Origin of the sequence: Pectobacterium carotovorum (assembly GCF_900129615.1) — a bacterium.
Classification (GTDB): domain Bacteria; phylum Pseudomonadota; class Gammaproteobacteria; order Enterobacterales; family Enterobacteriaceae; genus Pectobacterium; species Pectobacterium carotovorum.
On record NZ_FQWI01000014.1, the window covers coordinates 25,433 to 39,655 of the forward strand.

12 protein-coding genes, 6 tRNA genes and 1 other RNA gene are annotated in these 14,223 nt (G+C 51.0%); 12 read left to right on the forward strand and 7 right to left on the reverse strand.

Annotated elements, in window-relative coordinates:
- Positions 1-18: 18 nt before the first annotated feature.
- Positions 19-594, reverse strand: a complete 576-nt coding sequence (gene rpoE / locus BUB06_RS20075; protein WP_005973561.1) for an RNA polymerase sigma factor RpoE — start codon at positions 592-594, stop codon at positions 19-21.
- 398 nt (positions 595-992) lie between these two features.
- On the opposite strand from rpoE, the gene nadB reads away from it, so the two are divergent.
- Positions 993-2,594, forward strand: coding sequence for an L-aspartate oxidase (gene nadB, locus BUB06_RS20080; RefSeq protein WP_039476022.1), 1,602 nt, complete (start codon positions 993-995; stop codon positions 2,592-2,594).
- Between the two features lie 70 nt (positions 2,595-2,664).
- Here nadB and trmN read toward each other — a convergent pair whose 3' ends face one another.
- Entirely contained in the window at positions 2,665-3,411 is a 747-nt protein-coding gene (trmN, locus tag BUB06_RS20085; RefSeq protein ID WP_039476024.1) for a tRNA(1)(Val) (adenine(37)-N(6))-methyltransferase TrmN, read from the reverse strand.
- Between the two features lie 134 nt (positions 3,412-3,545).
- Here trmN and srmB point away from each other — a divergent pair, with 134 nt between their 5' ends.
- A complete protein-coding gene (srmB, locus tag BUB06_RS20090; RefSeq protein ID WP_039476026.1) occupies positions 3,546-4,871 on the forward strand; it encodes an ATP-dependent RNA helicase SrmB in 1,326 nt (441 codons plus the stop codon).
- Between the two features lie 70 nt (positions 4,872-4,941).
- Here the strand turns inward: srmB and grcA are convergent, their stop codons facing one another.
- Positions 4,942-5,325 (reverse strand): autonomous glycyl radical cofactor GrcA, encoded by a 384-nt coding sequence (gene grcA / locus BUB06_RS20095; RefSeq protein WP_005973551.1) that lies wholly within the window; start codon positions 5,323-5,325, stop codon positions 4,942-4,944.
- Positions 5,326-5,701: 376 nt separating this feature from the next.
- On the opposite strand from grcA, the gene ung reads away from it, so the two are divergent.
- Positions 5,702-6,388 (forward strand): uracil-DNA glycosylase, encoded by a 687-nt coding sequence (gene ung, locus BUB06_RS20100; protein WP_039476028.1) that lies wholly within the window; start codon positions 5,702-5,704, stop codon positions 6,386-6,388.
- A gap of 160 nt (positions 6,389-6,548) precedes the next feature.
- Here ung and BUB06_RS20105 read toward each other — a convergent pair.
- Together BUB06_RS20105 and BUB06_RS20110 are read right to left on the reverse strand one after the other, a co-directional pair.
- Positions 6,549-6,624: transfer RNA gene (locus tag BUB06_RS20105), tRNA-Ala, on the reverse strand.
- A gap of 47 nt (positions 6,625-6,671) precedes the next feature.
- Positions 6,672-6,747: transfer RNA gene (locus BUB06_RS20110), tRNA-Ala, on the reverse strand.
- Positions 6,748-7,012: 265 nt separating this feature from the next.
- Here BUB06_RS20110 and BUB06_RS20115 point away from each other — a divergent pair.
- A complete protein-coding gene (locus BUB06_RS20115) occupies positions 7,013-7,882 on the forward strand; it encodes an alpha/beta hydrolase (protein ID WP_228286783.1) in 870 nt (289 codons plus the stop codon).
- Between the two features lie 69 nt (positions 7,883-7,951).
- On the opposite strand, the gene gltX is transcribed toward BUB06_RS20115, so the two are convergent.
- Positions 7,952-9,367: a glutamate--tRNA ligase gene (gltX, locus tag BUB06_RS20120; protein WP_039476034.1), complete on the reverse strand. Its 1,416-nt coding sequence runs from the start codon at positions 9,365-9,367 to the stop codon at positions 7,952-7,954.
- A gap of 291 nt (positions 9,368-9,658) precedes the next feature.
- Here gltX and BUB06_RS20125 point away from each other — a divergent pair.
- The 5 genes from BUB06_RS20125 (at position 9,659) to BUB06_RS20145 (ending at position 10,251) form a co-directional block, all read left to right on the forward strand.
- A tRNA-Val gene (locus tag BUB06_RS20125) sits at positions 9,659-9,734 on the forward strand.
- 53 nt (positions 9,735-9,787) lie between these two features.
- Positions 9,788-9,863: transfer RNA gene (locus BUB06_RS20130), tRNA-Val, on the forward strand.
- Positions 9,864-9,918: 55 nt separating this feature from the next.
- Positions 9,919-9,994 (forward strand) — tRNA-Val (locus BUB06_RS20135).
- A 7-nt stretch (positions 9,995-10,001) separates the two neighbouring features.
- Positions 10,002-10,077, forward strand: a tRNA-Lys gene (locus BUB06_RS20140).
- A gap of 46 nt (positions 10,078-10,123) precedes the next feature.
- Positions 10,124-10,251, forward strand: a non-coding RNA gene (locus tag BUB06_RS20145) — RtT sRNA.
- A gap of 151 nt (positions 10,252-10,402) precedes the next feature.
- Here the strand turns inward: BUB06_RS20145 and BUB06_RS20150 are convergent.
- Positions 10,403-11,509: an NADH:flavin oxidoreductase gene (locus BUB06_RS20150; RefSeq protein WP_010299482.1), complete on the reverse strand. Its 1,107-nt coding sequence runs from the start codon at positions 11,507-11,509 to the stop codon at positions 10,403-10,405.
- A 203-nt stretch (positions 11,510-11,712) separates the two neighbouring features.
- Here BUB06_RS20150 and BUB06_RS20155 point away from each other — a divergent pair, with 203 nt between their 5' ends.
- The 3 genes from BUB06_RS20155 to BUB06_RS20165 all read left to right on the forward strand — a co-directional run bounded on the left by BUB06_RS20155 (position 11,713) and on the right by BUB06_RS20165 (position 14,208).
- On the forward strand, positions 11,713-12,762 hold the full coding sequence (locus BUB06_RS20155; RefSeq protein ID WP_039476037.1) for an aldo/keto reductase: 1,050 nt from the start codon (positions 11,713-11,715) through the stop codon (positions 12,760-12,762).
- An 84-nt stretch (positions 12,763-12,846) separates the two neighbouring features.
- Entirely contained in the window at positions 12,847-13,428 is a 582-nt protein-coding gene (locus BUB06_RS20160) for a TetR/AcrR family transcriptional regulator (RefSeq protein ID WP_039476040.1), read from the forward strand.
- Positions 13,429-13,773: 345 nt separating this feature from the next.
- Positions 13,774-14,208, forward strand: a complete 435-nt coding sequence (locus BUB06_RS20165; protein ID WP_039476043.1) for a DoxX family protein — start codon at positions 13,774-13,776, stop codon at positions 14,206-14,208.
- Positions 14,209-14,223: the final 15 nt, after the last annotated feature.

A 14,223-nucleotide genomic window follows, 5' to 3' on the forward strand; every position in this document is an offset into this window, starting at 1 on the left:
GATAGCTGAAAACGCTCGCTAGCGCTGAATAAGCGGTTGTACTTTATTATCAATCGCTTCCCGCGCCCGGAAAATACGAGAACGAACAGTGCCGACGGGACAATCCATAATGACGGCGATCTCTTCGTAGCTTAAACCGTCCAACTCACGCAGCGTAATCGCTAAACGCAAATCTTCCGGTAAAGACTCAATAGTTCGGAAAACGATGCTTCGTAATTCCTCTGACAACATTAAATTCTCAGGGTTCGATATTTCTTTCAGTGCGCCCGCATTTTCATAGTTTTCCGCGTCATTAGCATCAATGTCGCTGGAAGGCGGGCGGCGTCCCTGAGCTACCAGATAATTCTTGGCCGTATTCACTGCGATACGATACAGCCACGTATAAAACGCACTATCGCCGCGGAATGACTCTAACGCGCGATAGGCTTTAATAAACGATTCCTGTACCACGTCCGGCACGTCCCCTTGGGGAACATACCGCGATACCAGGCTCGCTACCTTATGCTGATAACGAACGACCAACAAGTTAAACGATTTTTGATCGCCTTTTTGGACTCGCTCGACCAGAACCTGATCTGCCAGTTGCTCGCTCATCCGAGGTAATCTCTACTCAAACCGTTCTCCACGCGTAAACGCAAAATAGTACTGCCAGCTATATAAGTCATATTTAGAGCAAGCTCCTCATTAGAACCAAGACATCCAATAAAGTTCCGAGTCATCATTTTTCTTTTGCTTAGCGCCGTTACTCGTCTTTGCGATGCGTATCATGACGCATTCTCTTCATCACACATTGTCTTCATCAAAAATGGTCTTCATCTGAGGCTCTACACTTCTCCGAGGATGATACGATAAATCTGGGATAGGCGCACGATTCAGCATGTCCTACTTTTCGCTTATTTATAGCGTAAACATGGGGCTAAAAACCAATGCAGCAATCAACCATTGGGTGCTACCATCGGATTTCCTCTTCTTTTTGCACCCACGACACGACCATGCAAACGACCACTGAATACGTCTGTGATGTTTTAATCATTGGCAGCGGTGCTGCCGGGCTTTCACTGGCGCTGCGTCTGGCTTCACAAGCCAACGTGACGGTATTAAGCAAAGGCCCACTCAACGAAGGCGCGACGTTTTATGCTCAAGGTGGCATCGCCGCCGTTTTCGATGAAACCGACACGATTGACTCCCATATCGAAGATACCCTGATCGCCGGCGATGGCCTGTGTGAACGGGAAGCCGTTGAGTTTATCGCCAGCAATGCCAAACACTGCGTGCAATGGCTTATCGAACAAGGCGTGCTGTTCGATACCGAAACCAGCACCAGCGGTGAAGAGCGTTACCATCTCACGCGCGAAGGCGGGCACAGCCATCGTCGAATTCTGCACGCCGCGGATGCAACCGGAAAAGAAGTGGAAAACACGTTGGTGCAGAAAGCGTTATCCCATCCGAATATTCGGATTATGGAACGCTGCAACGCCGTCGATTTGATTACCTCGAATAAGCTGGGTCTGCCCGGCACACGCCGCATTGTCGGTGCTTATATATGGAACCGTGAACGGGAACGCGTAGAATCCTGCCGGGCGAAAACGGTGGTTCTGGCGACCGGCGGCGCATCTAAAGTGTATCAATACACCACGAATCCCGATATTTCCTCTGGTGATGGCATCGCCATGGCTTGGCGCGCGGGTTGCCGCGTGGCAAATCTGGAGTTCAATCAGTTTCACCCGACCTGCCTGTTCCACCCGCAGGCGCGAAACTTCCTGCTAACGGAAGCGCTGCGCGGTGAAGGCGCGTACCTTAAACGTCCTGACGGCACACGCTTTATGCCCGATTTCGATGCCAGAGGCGAATTGGCCCCGCGTGACGTGGTCGCCCGGGCGATTGACCATGAGATGAAACGGCTTGGCGCAGACTGCATGTATCTGGATATCAGCCACAAGCCCGAAGCATTCATCAAACAGCACTTCCCCACTATCGATGAAAAGCTACAGTCTCTCGGCATCGATCTGACGCGTGAGCCGATACCCATCGTACCCGCTGCACACTACACGTGCGGCGGCGTGTTGGTCGATCAGCACGGCCGTACCGATCTTGACGGCCTGTATGCGATTGGCGAAGTCAGCTATACCGGTTTGCATGGCGCAAACCGCATGGCGTCGAATTCACTGCTGGAGTGTCTGGTTTACGGCTGGTCAGCCGCAGAGGATATTTTGCAGCGCTTACCGCAAATCAAAGCCGTGAAAAAGTTACCGGATTGGGATGAAAGCCAGGTCGACAACTCCGACGAACAAGTGGTGATCCAACATAACTGGCACGAGCTGCGCCTGTTTATGTGGGATTACGTTGGGATCGTGCGGACGACGAAGCGACTGGAGCGGGCACAGCGCCGCATCCAACTGCTTCAGCAGGAAATCAATGAATACTACTCCCACTTCCGTATTTCCAACAATTTGCTGGAACTACGTAATCTGGTGCAGGTTGCCGAACTCATCGTCCGCTGCGCATTGGAAAGAAAAGAAAGCCGCGGGCTGCATTACACTCTGGACTACCCAGAACAGTTCGATGCCCCAACCCCCACCATTCTGGTGCCGTAGTTCATAAAAAATAACTCATAAAAAATAGTTCACTCAGCAAAGGCAGGCGCAGCAACAAGGCGTCTGCCATCTACATAAAGAGATAAAAATCTTTTGTCAGCCGCTGGAAATCCGTCGAGTAGTACCTTTCTGCATCACGAATTACTAGTGAGGAATTTACAAACTCTCTTTCCTGGCGAGACAGCGCCAGCAAAACGCGATGCGCAGGCTTCTCTTCCTGCTCCGATACGCGAAGCTGCTGGTGAACATACCAATGGTTCTGCTGCGCCAGCGGAATAAAATGCTCAGCAACCTGAACCGGCAGCACCACGCAGAAAAGTCCTTCAGGCATCAGCAGTTGATGAGCACAGCGCAACAGTGCTTCATGGGTTAACAAGGTGGTATAGCGAGCCTGATCGCGTTGAACCGATCCGCACGCGATCCCCGGCGGGAAATAAGGCGGGTTACTGATAATCAACGAATAGTCGGCAGCCCGCGTCTCAGCAAAACTGACGATATCCTCAGCATACACCGTGATTCTGTCAGCCCATGGCGAGGCGGCAACGTTTTCTTTCGCCTGATCGCTGGCGGCGCGATCCAGTTCGACGGCATCAATCTGAACACACGGTTCAGAACGTTGCGCCAGCATCAACGCGAGAAGACCGGAACCGCTACCGATATCAAGGATCCGCGTGGCTGAAGACACCGGCGTCCAGGCGCCCAGCAAAATGCCGTCGGTTCCCACCTTCATGGCACAGCGATCGTGCGCCACAAAGAATTGCTTGAAGGTAAAACCATCCCGACGCAATGTCAGTTTATTATCAGCCTGATGACTCATGAAAATAAGATTCCAAACGTAAACCGCAGTAGCATAGGTGAAACATCAATGCAGGAAAAGTGCCGATGTCTGCTTAAACAGGTGAAGAAACCGACCAATCCGTCTATAATCGGCGCCCCAAATAGAGGTAGACCATGACTGTAACCAATTTTTCCGAGCTCGATCTTGATGAAAGCCTGTTAGACGCCCTGCGCGACATGGGCTACGAGCGCCCAACCGTGATTCAGGCAGAGGCGATTCCTCCGGCGATGGAAGGCCGAGACGTACTGGGCTCCGCGCCAACAGGAACAGGTAAAACCGCCGCCTATCTGCTGCCGGTTTTGCAGCATCTTATCGATTTCCCTCGTAAAAAATCGGGTCCACCTCGTATTCTGATCCTCACGCCAACCCGTGAACTCGCCATGCAGGTAGCCGATCAGGCGCGAGCGTTTGCAGCACATACACACCTGGATATCGCCACGATTACCGGCGGCGTGGCCTACATGAACCACGCGGAAGTCTTCAGTGAAAATCAGGATATCGTCGTCGCGACGACGGGCCGTCTGCTGCAATACATTAAAGAAGAAAACTTCGATTGCCGCGCGGTAGAAACGCTAATTCTGGATGAAGCAGACAGAATGCTGGACATGGGCTTCGCTCAGGATATTGAACACATCGCCGGAGAAACCCGCTGGCGCAAGCAAACGCTGCTGTTTTCTGCGACGCTGGAAGGGGACGCGATCAAAGATTTCGCCGAGCGTCTGCTCAACGATCCCGTTGAAATCGAATCCGATCCATCGCGTCGGGAACGTAAAAAAATTCTGCAATGGTATTACCGCGCCGACGATCTCAAACACAAAACGGCACTGCTCTGCCACCAGTTAAAACAGCCTGACGTAACGCGTTCTATCGTCTTTGTACGCAAGCGTGAGCGTGTGCATGAGCTGGTTGCCTGGCTGCGTGAAGCAGGCATTAACTCCTGCTATCTCGAAGGCGAAATGGTGCAGGCCAAACGTAATGAGGCGATCAAACGTCTCAGCGACGGGCGTGTCAATGTGCTGGTAGCAACGGATATCGCAGCGCGTGGTATTGATATTAACGATGTCAGCCACGTATTTAACTTCGATTTACCACGCACCTCGGACACCTATCTTCACCGTATCGGCCGTACTGGTCGCGCCGGTCGTAAAGGCTGTGCCATCTCTTTCGTCGAAGCACACGACCATCTGCTGCTGGGGAAAATCAGTCGCTACCTGAATGAACCGCTAAAACCGCGCGTCATTGATGAACTCCGCCCAGAGACGAAAGCACCAAGCGCCAAAACGACGGGAAAACCGTCGAAAAAAGTGCTGGCTAAGCGACAAGAGAAAAAAGAGAAGGAAAAAGAAAAGGTTAAGGTAAAAATTCGTCATCGCGATGCTAAGAATATTGGTAAGCGTCGTCAGCCAACGCAGAAAACCGACGAACCCTCTGCCGAATAAAATTTCTATAAAATAGAGACATAAAAAAAGGGAGCTTCGGCTCCCTTTTTGTTAAGGCTTGAGTAACAACTTACAGGCTTGCAGTAAAAGTACGAGCGATAACGTCGCGCTGCTGTTCTGGCGTCAGTGAGTTGAAACGCACAGCGTAGCCAGATACGCGGATGGTCAGCTGCGGATAGTTTTCCGGATGCTTAACGGCATCTTCCAGCGTCTCACGGCGCAGAACGTTTACGTTCAGGTGTTGACCGCCTTCCACACGCACTTCAGGTTTGATTTCCAGCGGAATTTCACGATACTCGATCTGACCCAGATCGCTCACCGGAACGATTTGATCTTCGCTATAACCCGATTTAGCACACACGCAACGCGCCTGTGATTTTTCTTCATCCAGCAACCAGAAGGAATTGATCAGCGCGCTGTCGTTAGCCTTGGTGATTTGAATACCAGTAACCATAATTGCCTCCGTAAAACGGCGTGTTATTGTCTTAGTTAAAAACTAACTGAGTAAAAATCGCTATCAGCAAAAAACTGCTAAATTTCGTAACGATCGTATAAAACCGTTTGTATCTGCCTCTTATATACCAGCCTGATAACCAGACATCCTTGACTTAAGTCAATTTTAAAACCCCGCAATTTGGCTGTCTGATGGCAATATATTGTTTTATATCAATTTTACCAACACACCGAATTGCAAATATTTTTGTAAATTTTCAATTTTTTTTCAAAAAAAGGGGCTTTCATCCCGACAATAGCGGTTACGGTTTTACCTCGGCACGATAGATCGGTAAGCTACCTACAACACCATTCAACCTGTAAAAAAAGAGTGCATGATGGCGACCTCTCTCACCTGGCATGACGTGCTGGCACAAGAAAAGCAGCAGCCTTACTTCATTAATACCCTTGAATTCGTTGGGAAAGAACGTGCAGCGGGTAAAACTATCTATCCCCCGCAGAAGGATGTTTTCAACGCGTTCCGCTTTACTGAACTGCATCAGGTCAAAGTCGTCATTCTCGGGCAAGATCCCTATCACGGCCCGAATCAGGCACACGGGCTGTCATTTTCTGTACGTCCGGGCGTACCCGCTCCGCCTTCTCTGGGTAATATTTATAAAGAATTGGCGAGCGACATCCCTGGATTTGAAATTCCACGACACGGTTTTCTACAAAGCTGGGCAGAGCAAGGCGTTTTACTGCTCAACACGGTATTAACCGTTGAAGCTGGACAGGCGCACTCGCATGCTAATTTGGGCTGGGAAACGTTTACTGACCGCGTCATCGCAGCATTGAATGAACAACGGGAAGGCCTGATTTTTCTGCTATGGGGCTCTCATGCACAGAAAAAAGGCAACATCATTGACCAGCAGCGCCACCATATTCTGAAATCGCCGCACCCTTCCCCACTGTCTGCACACCGTGGTTTCTTGGGCTGTAAGCATTTTTCTCAGGCTAATCAGCTTTTGGAACAGCAAGGGCTGTCGCCAATAGACTGGACGCCAAGACTCCCGGAAGAGGCTTAAGCGATAACGGGTTGGTTGTCTTCAAAAAACGAAGGCGGCCAACTGTCGTTTACAAGGAATTGTTTACAAGAAATAGCTGACTAATGTATTGAGCAAATAAAAACGTTGATTGAATGCAGATATATCGAGAAAGGGATAAATAAGCGTTAATTCGATGATTTGGTGGAGCTAAGCGGGATCGAACCGCTGACCTCTTGCATGCCATGCAAGCGCTCTCCCAGCTGAGCTATAGCCCCACAACGTGTGGAATGTTCGTGATAACCAACCAAACAGAGGGAGTGTTTGGTGGAGCTAAGCGGGATCGAACCGCTGACCTCTTGCATGCCATGCAAGCGCTCTCCCAGCTGAGCTATAGCCCCGTATCTTACAGCATCACCGCGAAGGCGAGTACTGTGCGAACGCGTCGCATAATATGAAACCCGATTCGCAGTGTCAACGGCTAAATCCGGTTATCCGATTAACCGCTGAAAAAGACGCCAAAGGTGAGAAAAAACAGGCGGCAATTTCGATGTCATCTCATCATAAGCACAATAAAAAGCTGCTAACGATAACGCGATTTATTATCATCATTTCACGTTACGCTTCCGCCTCTTATATAAGCCTCATAACATGCGCTATTTTCCTATGATTGTATTTTCTCTGATGGTATCTGCCTCTGGCATGTTGCCTGTTCGGGCGCAGCCAACCATTCCTGATATGACCGAACAAGCAAAAGCTCAATTTGATATCAGGCACGTTGAAATGAAAAGCGATGCACAGCATGTCTATCGGCTTTTCATCGCGCTTCCCCGCCAGCCCGCACCTGAAGGCGGTTATCCAGTTCTGTACATGCTGGATGGCAACGCTCAGTTTCCCGTTGCCGTAAACAGCTACAAGGCAAAAAATGGCGCAGCACCGCTGATTATCGCCATCGGTTATCCAATCGATAAGCCTTATGATGTTCCCGCCAGAACGCGTGACTACACGCCGCCGACAACGCTCACCGATCCAGATTTTGCCGCAGGCGGCGAAGCCGAAGCGTTTTATCAATTCCTGCAATTCACGGTAAAGCCCTGGGTTGAAGCGAACTACGCAGTAAATAAGCAAAAACAAACGCTGGCCGGGCACTCTTTCGGCGGTCTGTTTACGCTCTATACGCTGTTTAACCACACCGAATCTTTCCAGCGTTATGTTGCCGCGAGTCCGTCTATCTGGTGGGGAAATGGCGTCGTGATTCCGGCAAGAACGCCGCTGCTCACTACACCACCGCTGTCAATAACCGTCACGGCAGGGGCAAATGAAGATGAGCCAGCCAAAACGCAGGCGGGTAAACCCGTTGATGAAAAGCGGGCAGAACGGATCAGCCAAAGAAAAATGGTGGAAAGAGCAACGGCACTGGTCGCACAGCTCAATGAACAAGGCACAAAAGCCGACTTTATTCTATTCCCCGGTAAAGGGCACGGCGACGTGATCCCCGATGCCATCGGTAAAGCAGTTGCTATCGCCGGTCAATAATCCCCTAAGTCATAAAATAAGAAGCCCCAGCATTTGACCGGGGCTTCTTGTGTATTCATGCAGTAGGGATTACTGCTGCGCTTCACGCTCAGCAATGAACGCCAACGCTTTATCAATACGCGCCAGCGAACGCTGTTGACCAATCGCGTGCACCGTAACGTCAACGCCCGGAGACTGACCTGCGCCTGTTACCGCAACGCGCAGCGGCATACCGACTTTACCCATGCCCTGACCCAGCTCATCCGCCGTGCCCTGAATGGCGTGGTGGATGTTCTCTGGCGTCCAGCTCGTAATCGCAGCCAGTTTCTCGCGAACCAGTTCAAGCGGCTGACGCGCAACCGGGCGCAGGTGTTTCTTCGCGGCATCGGCGTCAAACTCAGCAAAATCTTCATAGAAATAACGGCAAGAATCCGCCATTTCTTTCAGCGTCTTGCAACGCTCGCCCAGTAAACCAACCAGCTCGCTCAACTGCGGCCCGGTACGAGTATCAATCCCTGCCTGCTCGATATGCCATGACAGATGCGTTGCTACGTATTCTGCGGGTAAATGATTAATATAGTGATGGTTCAACCATTGCAGCTTCTCGGTATTGAAAGCACTCGCCGATTTGTTGACGGCATCCAGCGAGAACAACGATTTCATTTCATCAATAGAGAAGATTTCCTGATCGCCAGAAGACCAGCCTAAACGCACCAGATAGTTCAGCAGTGCTTCAGGCAGATAGCCGTCATCGCGGTATTGCATCACACCGACAGCGCCGTGACGTTTGGACAATTTCTTACCGTCATCGCCCAGAATCATCGACACATGCGCATATTCTGGCACGGGTGCGCCCAACGCTTTCAGGATATTGATCTGACGCGGCGTGTTGTTGATATGGTCTTCACCACGGATAACATGCGTGATTTCCATATCCCAGTCATCGATAACGACACAGAAATTGTAGGTCGGTGAACCGTCAGTACGACGGATAATCAGGTCATCGAGTTCCTGATTGCTGAATTCGATCGGCCCGCGAATGCGGTCATTGAAGATGACCGAGCCTTCCTGCGGGTTGAGGAAACGCACAACATGTGGCTCATTATCGGCATGATGTTCGTGAGAACCACGGCAACAGCCGTCGTAACGTGGCTTATCACCCTTTTCCATCTGCTGCTCACGCAGCGCTTCCAGACGCTCTTTAGAACAGTAGCACTTATAGGCGGTGCCGTTTTCCAGCATCTGGTCAATAACCGCGTTGTAACGGTCAAAGCGTTTAGTCTGGTAGTACGGGCCTTCATCCCAGTTCAGGCTCAGCCAGTTCATACCATCCATAATGGCATCAATCGCGTCCTGAGTTGAACGCTCCAGATCGGTATCTTCAATACGCAGCACGAACTCGCCGTCATGATGACGGGCAAACAACCAAGAGTACAGTGCGGTGCGAGCGCCGCCGACGTGAAGATAGCCAGTAGGACTAGGGGCGAAACGGGTTTTGATTTTCATTTGGGATTACAGCCTTATTACGCAACGGCTGTCGGCATAGACCGACATAAGCTCAGAGAACAAAAGTGGGCAACATTCTATCACTCTGCTTCGATTCCTCAACGCCGTAACATGCCGCACGTGCTTTTATTCTGCTAGCGATAGCAAGATAACAGGCTGAATTGCGCAAGGATGCAGCACCAACGGCGATAAATACGACGCCTTGACTAATTTTGCAACGAACAATCATTTTAGTTTTAAAAAGCGTTGACTCACATTCAAGGATCCCTATAATGCGACTCCACACAGCGGGGGTGATTAGCTCAGCTGGGAGAGCACCTCCCTTACAAGGAGGGGGTCGGCGGTTCGATCCCGTCATCACCCACCAATCTTTACGAAAGTAAAAGTGTCTCGCTGTGTAGAGTAAGAAGATTTGAGATTGGGTGATTAGCTCAGCTGGGAGAGCACCTCCCTTACAAGGAGGGGGTCGGCGGTTCGATCCCGTCATCACCCACCAATCTCATACCAGCTGGTCTTTTTACTAGAATTTGAAGTAAAGGTAGTTCAGAAGTGGGTGATTAGCTCAGCTGGGAGAGCACCTCCCTTACAAGGAGGGGGTCGGCGGTTCGATCCCGTCATCACCCACCACTTCTGCGGGTCGTTAGCTCAGTCGGTAGAGCAGTTGACTTTTAATCAATTGGTCGCAGGTTCGAATCCTGCACGACCCACCACTTCCGCAAAGTGATTCCTCTCTGAAGTAAATCCACCAAAAATTATCTATTGCACGTGTCGTGTAGATGAGAACCTGCGTTCAGGTTCGAGCCGAGCGAAGCGAGACAGCAACGCGTTAGCGTTGACCCCGAAGGGGCGAGGCCAAAGGCCGAGTCATCCTGCACGACCCACCACTTCCGCAAAGTGATTCCTCTCTGAAGTAAATCCACTAAAAATTATCTATTGCACGTGTCGTGTCGATAAAATCCTGTTCGTTTGCTCTACATTAACTTTCCTAGTATTCGATGAAGTACCGCAGCCTTACTCAGCTACGGCACCTAAATATCACGCCAGTACGGCTAAATCAGCAGCATCAAAACCGCGTAATTTATCAGTCTGCCCAGAACGCACTTTTTGCACCCATTGCGCATCAGAAAGCAGGACTCGGCCTACCGCAATCAAATCAAACTCTTCTCGCTCCATCCGTGCATACAGATTGTCCAGTGCCGCCGTACCTGAACCTTCACCGCCAAACGCGGCAAAGAAATCCGAGGTCAGCCCCACCGAGCCAACGCTGATGGTCGCCGCACCTGTCAGTTTTTTCGCCCAACCGGCAAAGTTCAGCCCTTCAGCCCCATCAATCTCTGGGAACTCCGGATCCCAGAAACGGCGCTGGGAACAGTGAAGAATATCCACACCCGCCTCAACCAGCGGTGCTAGCCAGTCCGTCATCTCCTGTGGGGAACTCGCCAGCCGTGCGCTGTAGTCCTGCTGTTTCCACTGACTCACACGCAAGATCAACGGGAAATCCTCGCCAACAGCGGCTCGGACAGCACGGATAATCTCTGCGGCAAAGCGAGAGCGTTCGCGGATCGTTGCGCCACCAAAGGCATCTTCACGCTTATTCGTCCCCGGCCAGAAGAATTGGTCGATCAGGTAGCCATGTGCACCGTGCAGTTCCAGCGTGTCGAATCCCAGTCGTTTCGCATCCGCCGCCGCACGGGCGAAAGCCGCCACGGTATCCGCGATATCTTCTTCCGTCATCACCACACCGCGAGCCTCATCTGGGCCAACCAATCCCGAAGGGCTTTCAACAGGCGCATCAGGCTCCCAGCCGCGACCATGCGTTGATCCCGTATGCCAAATTTGTGGACCAATACGGCCTCCTGCGGCATGAACCGCTTTAGCCACCGCCTCCCAACCTGTCAGCGCCGCCTCACCATGGAAAAATGGAATCCCTGGCGTGTTGCGTGAAGCAGGACGATCGACTACCGTCCCTTCTGTCAGAATCAGCCCGACTCCTCCTTCGGCACGGCGGCGGTAATATTCCGCATTCGCTGGGCCGGGAATCCCCTCTTCCGCCATACTTCGTGTCATGGGTGCCATAACGATGCGATTGGGAAGGGTTAACCCTTTCAACGTGAAGGGACTAAACAGAACATCATCAGACATAAATATTTCCTTTTATGGTTTAACGTCATCGCGGCGTTGGACAATGATTAAAAACTCAATTCATGCAGTTAAGCAACCCCCGTTAGCATCGCATCCCGTAAAGCCCGTAAAGCCCGTAAAGAGAGTGCCACCCTGCTTGCACTTATAGATGATGTATGACATATATAATAAATGTCAATCGACATTTAAAAATGAGGCACGGTATGAAATACACGACTTTTGGGCGCAACACCGGCTTACGCGTTTCCGAACTTGCTCTCGGAACAGGAAATTTTGGCACCGGTTGGGGCTATGGTTCTGAAAAAGATCAGGCTAAACAGGTATTTGATCGTTATGCCAACGCGGGCGGTAACTTCATTGATACGGCGGATGCTTACCAGTTCGGTCAATCTGAGCAAATAGTTGGAGAATTCATTGCCGCAGATCGCGATCATTTTGTTGTAGCGACGAAGTACACCTTAAGCGCCCTACCGGAAGCAGGAATATCTCGAACCGGCAATAGCCGTAAGAATATGATCTCATCGGTAGAAAGCAGCCTTAAGAGGCTGAACACCGATCGTATCGATGTGCTGTGGGCACACTTTGATGACCAATTAACCCCACTGGAAGAGATTATTCGTACTTTCGACGATCTCGTTCGGGCAGGAAAAATCCAGTATGCTGGTTTCTCTAATTTCCCAGCCTGGCGCATTGCCCGAGCAGATACCATAGCGGAACTGCGCGGCTGGTCGCGAATTGCCGGCATTCAAGTGGAATACAGTCTGGTACAGCGCACCGCAGAGCGAGAACTGCTACCGATGGCAGAAGCAATGGGGCTGGCTGCAACGCTTTGGTCTCCGCTGGGTGGCGGCCTGCTGACGGGCAAATACCGTAAAAGTAAGGAAGGCCGTCTGATTGGTTTTGGCGGAAGACTAGTGCACACCGAGCAAGACACAACCTTGTTGGACGAGGTATTTCGCGTGGCAAACGACTTAAACGTCATGCCGATACAAATTGCCATCGCCTGGTTGCGATACAAATCCGCCCGCGCTAGCACCAGCCTGATCCCCATTCTGGGCTCCCGCACACTGGCACAATTGGACGATACGCTGGTTGCATTAGGTGTGACGCTAAGCGACGAGCAGGTCGCACGACTGGACGACGTCAGTGCTATTTCGCTGGGGACACCGCACGATCAGATCGCAGGTACATTGCCGCGGGCTCAAGGGGGCAACAGCGCTCATATTATTACACCGTGGCCGCCACGGGCCTGATCTGGCTATTGATGAAAGGCATCATCTATTGAGTCTGACTTTTTCATACCCTAAGATGATGCCTGACAGAAAGAGGAGAACAGCATGGCCCGTGTATCAAAACAGCAGATGGAGCGTAACCGAGAGGAAATCATTCAGGTTTCTTCACAGCTCTTTCGTGAACGGGGCCTGAACGGCGTCAGCGTGAACGACTTGATGGCCGCGGCCGGCTTAACTCACGGTGGCTTTTATGGTCATTTTGCTTCTAAAGATGAACTCGCCGCCATCGCCAGCCAAAAAGCGCTTGAGGACTCCCGCTCGCGTTGGCAGGAAATAACTCAGCACGCAGATCAACCTGATCTGCAAACGATGGTGGAACACTATCTTTCCCCCGCCCATCGTGACGGCGCTAAGGACGGCTGTGCGCTCACTGCGCTAGCCAGCGACATAGCCAGAGAAAGTGAAGACAAACCGGTACGTGAGGTTTATCTCAGTGGTGTCAGAGCCATGCTGGACAGGCTGGAGTCTCTATCGACAATAGAAGATAAAGAACAACGCCGACTGCATGCTCTGGCGCAATTCGCCCTGTTATCCGGTGCGCTCACGTTAGCGCGAGCAACGGCTGGCGATCCTTTGTCGGACGACTTTCTTATCGCCGCCAAAAAAGCGCTGCTTACCGACGCATAAACAGGTAATGAAACGGAACCTGTCACATCCAAGATAGGTTCCAAACTCTATCCCCTCTAAAACGATTCCCTTTATGCAATCCATTCCTCTGACCTTCAGCCATTCAGACTGCGTTTCTTTTTCATAACATCTTGTTATTGCATTATTCCCATCCATCATTAGACCGCCGCAATTGCGGTGCTATGCTTATCTGCGTTTGCCCTGTTCACGTAATTTTTTGACAGAAAATATCAAATTTATTGGTTTTCTATTCTGTCCCTAAATCGACGACACTGCCGCACTATATAAACAAGCATTCCCAGCATTACCAATCAGCATTTTTGCTCACTTATGAGGTTGTCTATTATGATTTCTCAGTTGAATCAGTGGTTCACGCGTTTAACCGATCATCCTGATGCAGGTAAACTTTTACTGCGTTTAACCGTAGGTATTCTGCTGCTGTTTCACGGCGTAGCAAAAGTTGAGCACGGCGTAGGCTGGATCGTACAGATACTGCAAGGCGCAGGCCTACCTGGTTTTATCGCTTATGGCGTTTATATCGGCGAGGTTGTTGCCCCAATCCTGATTATTTTGGGCGTGTTTACCCGCGTTTCAGGCCTGATTGCTGCATTAACGCTGGTTGTTGCCACGCTAATGGTTGGTACGGGTAAATTCTTTACGTTAACCAAAGTCGGCGCCTGGGCGCTGGAATTGGAAGCCCTCTATTTCTTTGCGGGCATTATCATCATGCTGGTTGGCAGCGGTCGCTACTCTGTTGCTTCCAATCCCGCTTATCGCTAATCCCCGCTATCCGGC

Coding starts and splice junctions, on each gene's coding strand:
- rpoE (WP_005973561.1), bottom strand. CDS start 594: ATGAGCGAGCAACTGGCAGATCAGGTTCTGGTCGAGCGAGTCCAAAAA.
- BUB06_RS20150 (WP_010299482.1), bottom strand. CDS start 11,509: ATGTCTGATGATGTTCTGTTTAGTCCCTTCACGTTGAAAGGGTTAACC.
- BUB06_RS20115 (WP_228286783.1), top strand. CDS start 7,013: ATGATTGTATTTTCTCTGATGGTATCTGCCTCTGGCATGTTGCCTGTT.
- srmB (WP_039476026.1), top strand. CDS start 3,546: ATGACTGTAACCAATTTTTCCGAGCTCGATCTTGATGAAAGCCTGTTA.
- BUB06_RS20160 (WP_039476040.1), top strand. CDS start 12,847: ATGGCCCGTGTATCAAAACAGCAGATGGAGCGTAACCGAGAGGAAATC.
- BUB06_RS20165 (WP_039476043.1), top strand. CDS start 13,774: ATGATTTCTCAGTTGAATCAGTGGTTCACGCGTTTAACCGATCATCCT.
- trmN (WP_039476024.1), bottom strand. CDS start 3,411: ATGAGTCATCAGGCTGATAATAAACTGACATTGCGTCGGGATGGTTTT.
- ung (WP_039476028.1), top strand. CDS start 5,702: ATGGCGACCTCTCTCACCTGGCATGACGTGCTGGCACAAGAAAAGCAG.
- gltX (WP_039476034.1), bottom strand. CDS start 9,367: ATGAAAATCAAAACCCGTTTCGCCCCTAGTCCTACTGGCTATCTTCAC.
- grcA (WP_005973551.1), bottom strand. CDS start 5,325: ATGGTTACTGGTATTCAAATCACCAAGGCTAACGACAGCGCGCTGATC.
- nadB (WP_039476022.1), top strand. CDS start 993: ATGCAAACGACCACTGAATACGTCTGTGATGTTTTAATCATTGGCAGC.
- BUB06_RS20155 (WP_039476037.1), top strand. CDS start 11,713: ATGAAATACACGACTTTTGGGCGCAACACCGGCTTACGCGTTTCCGAA.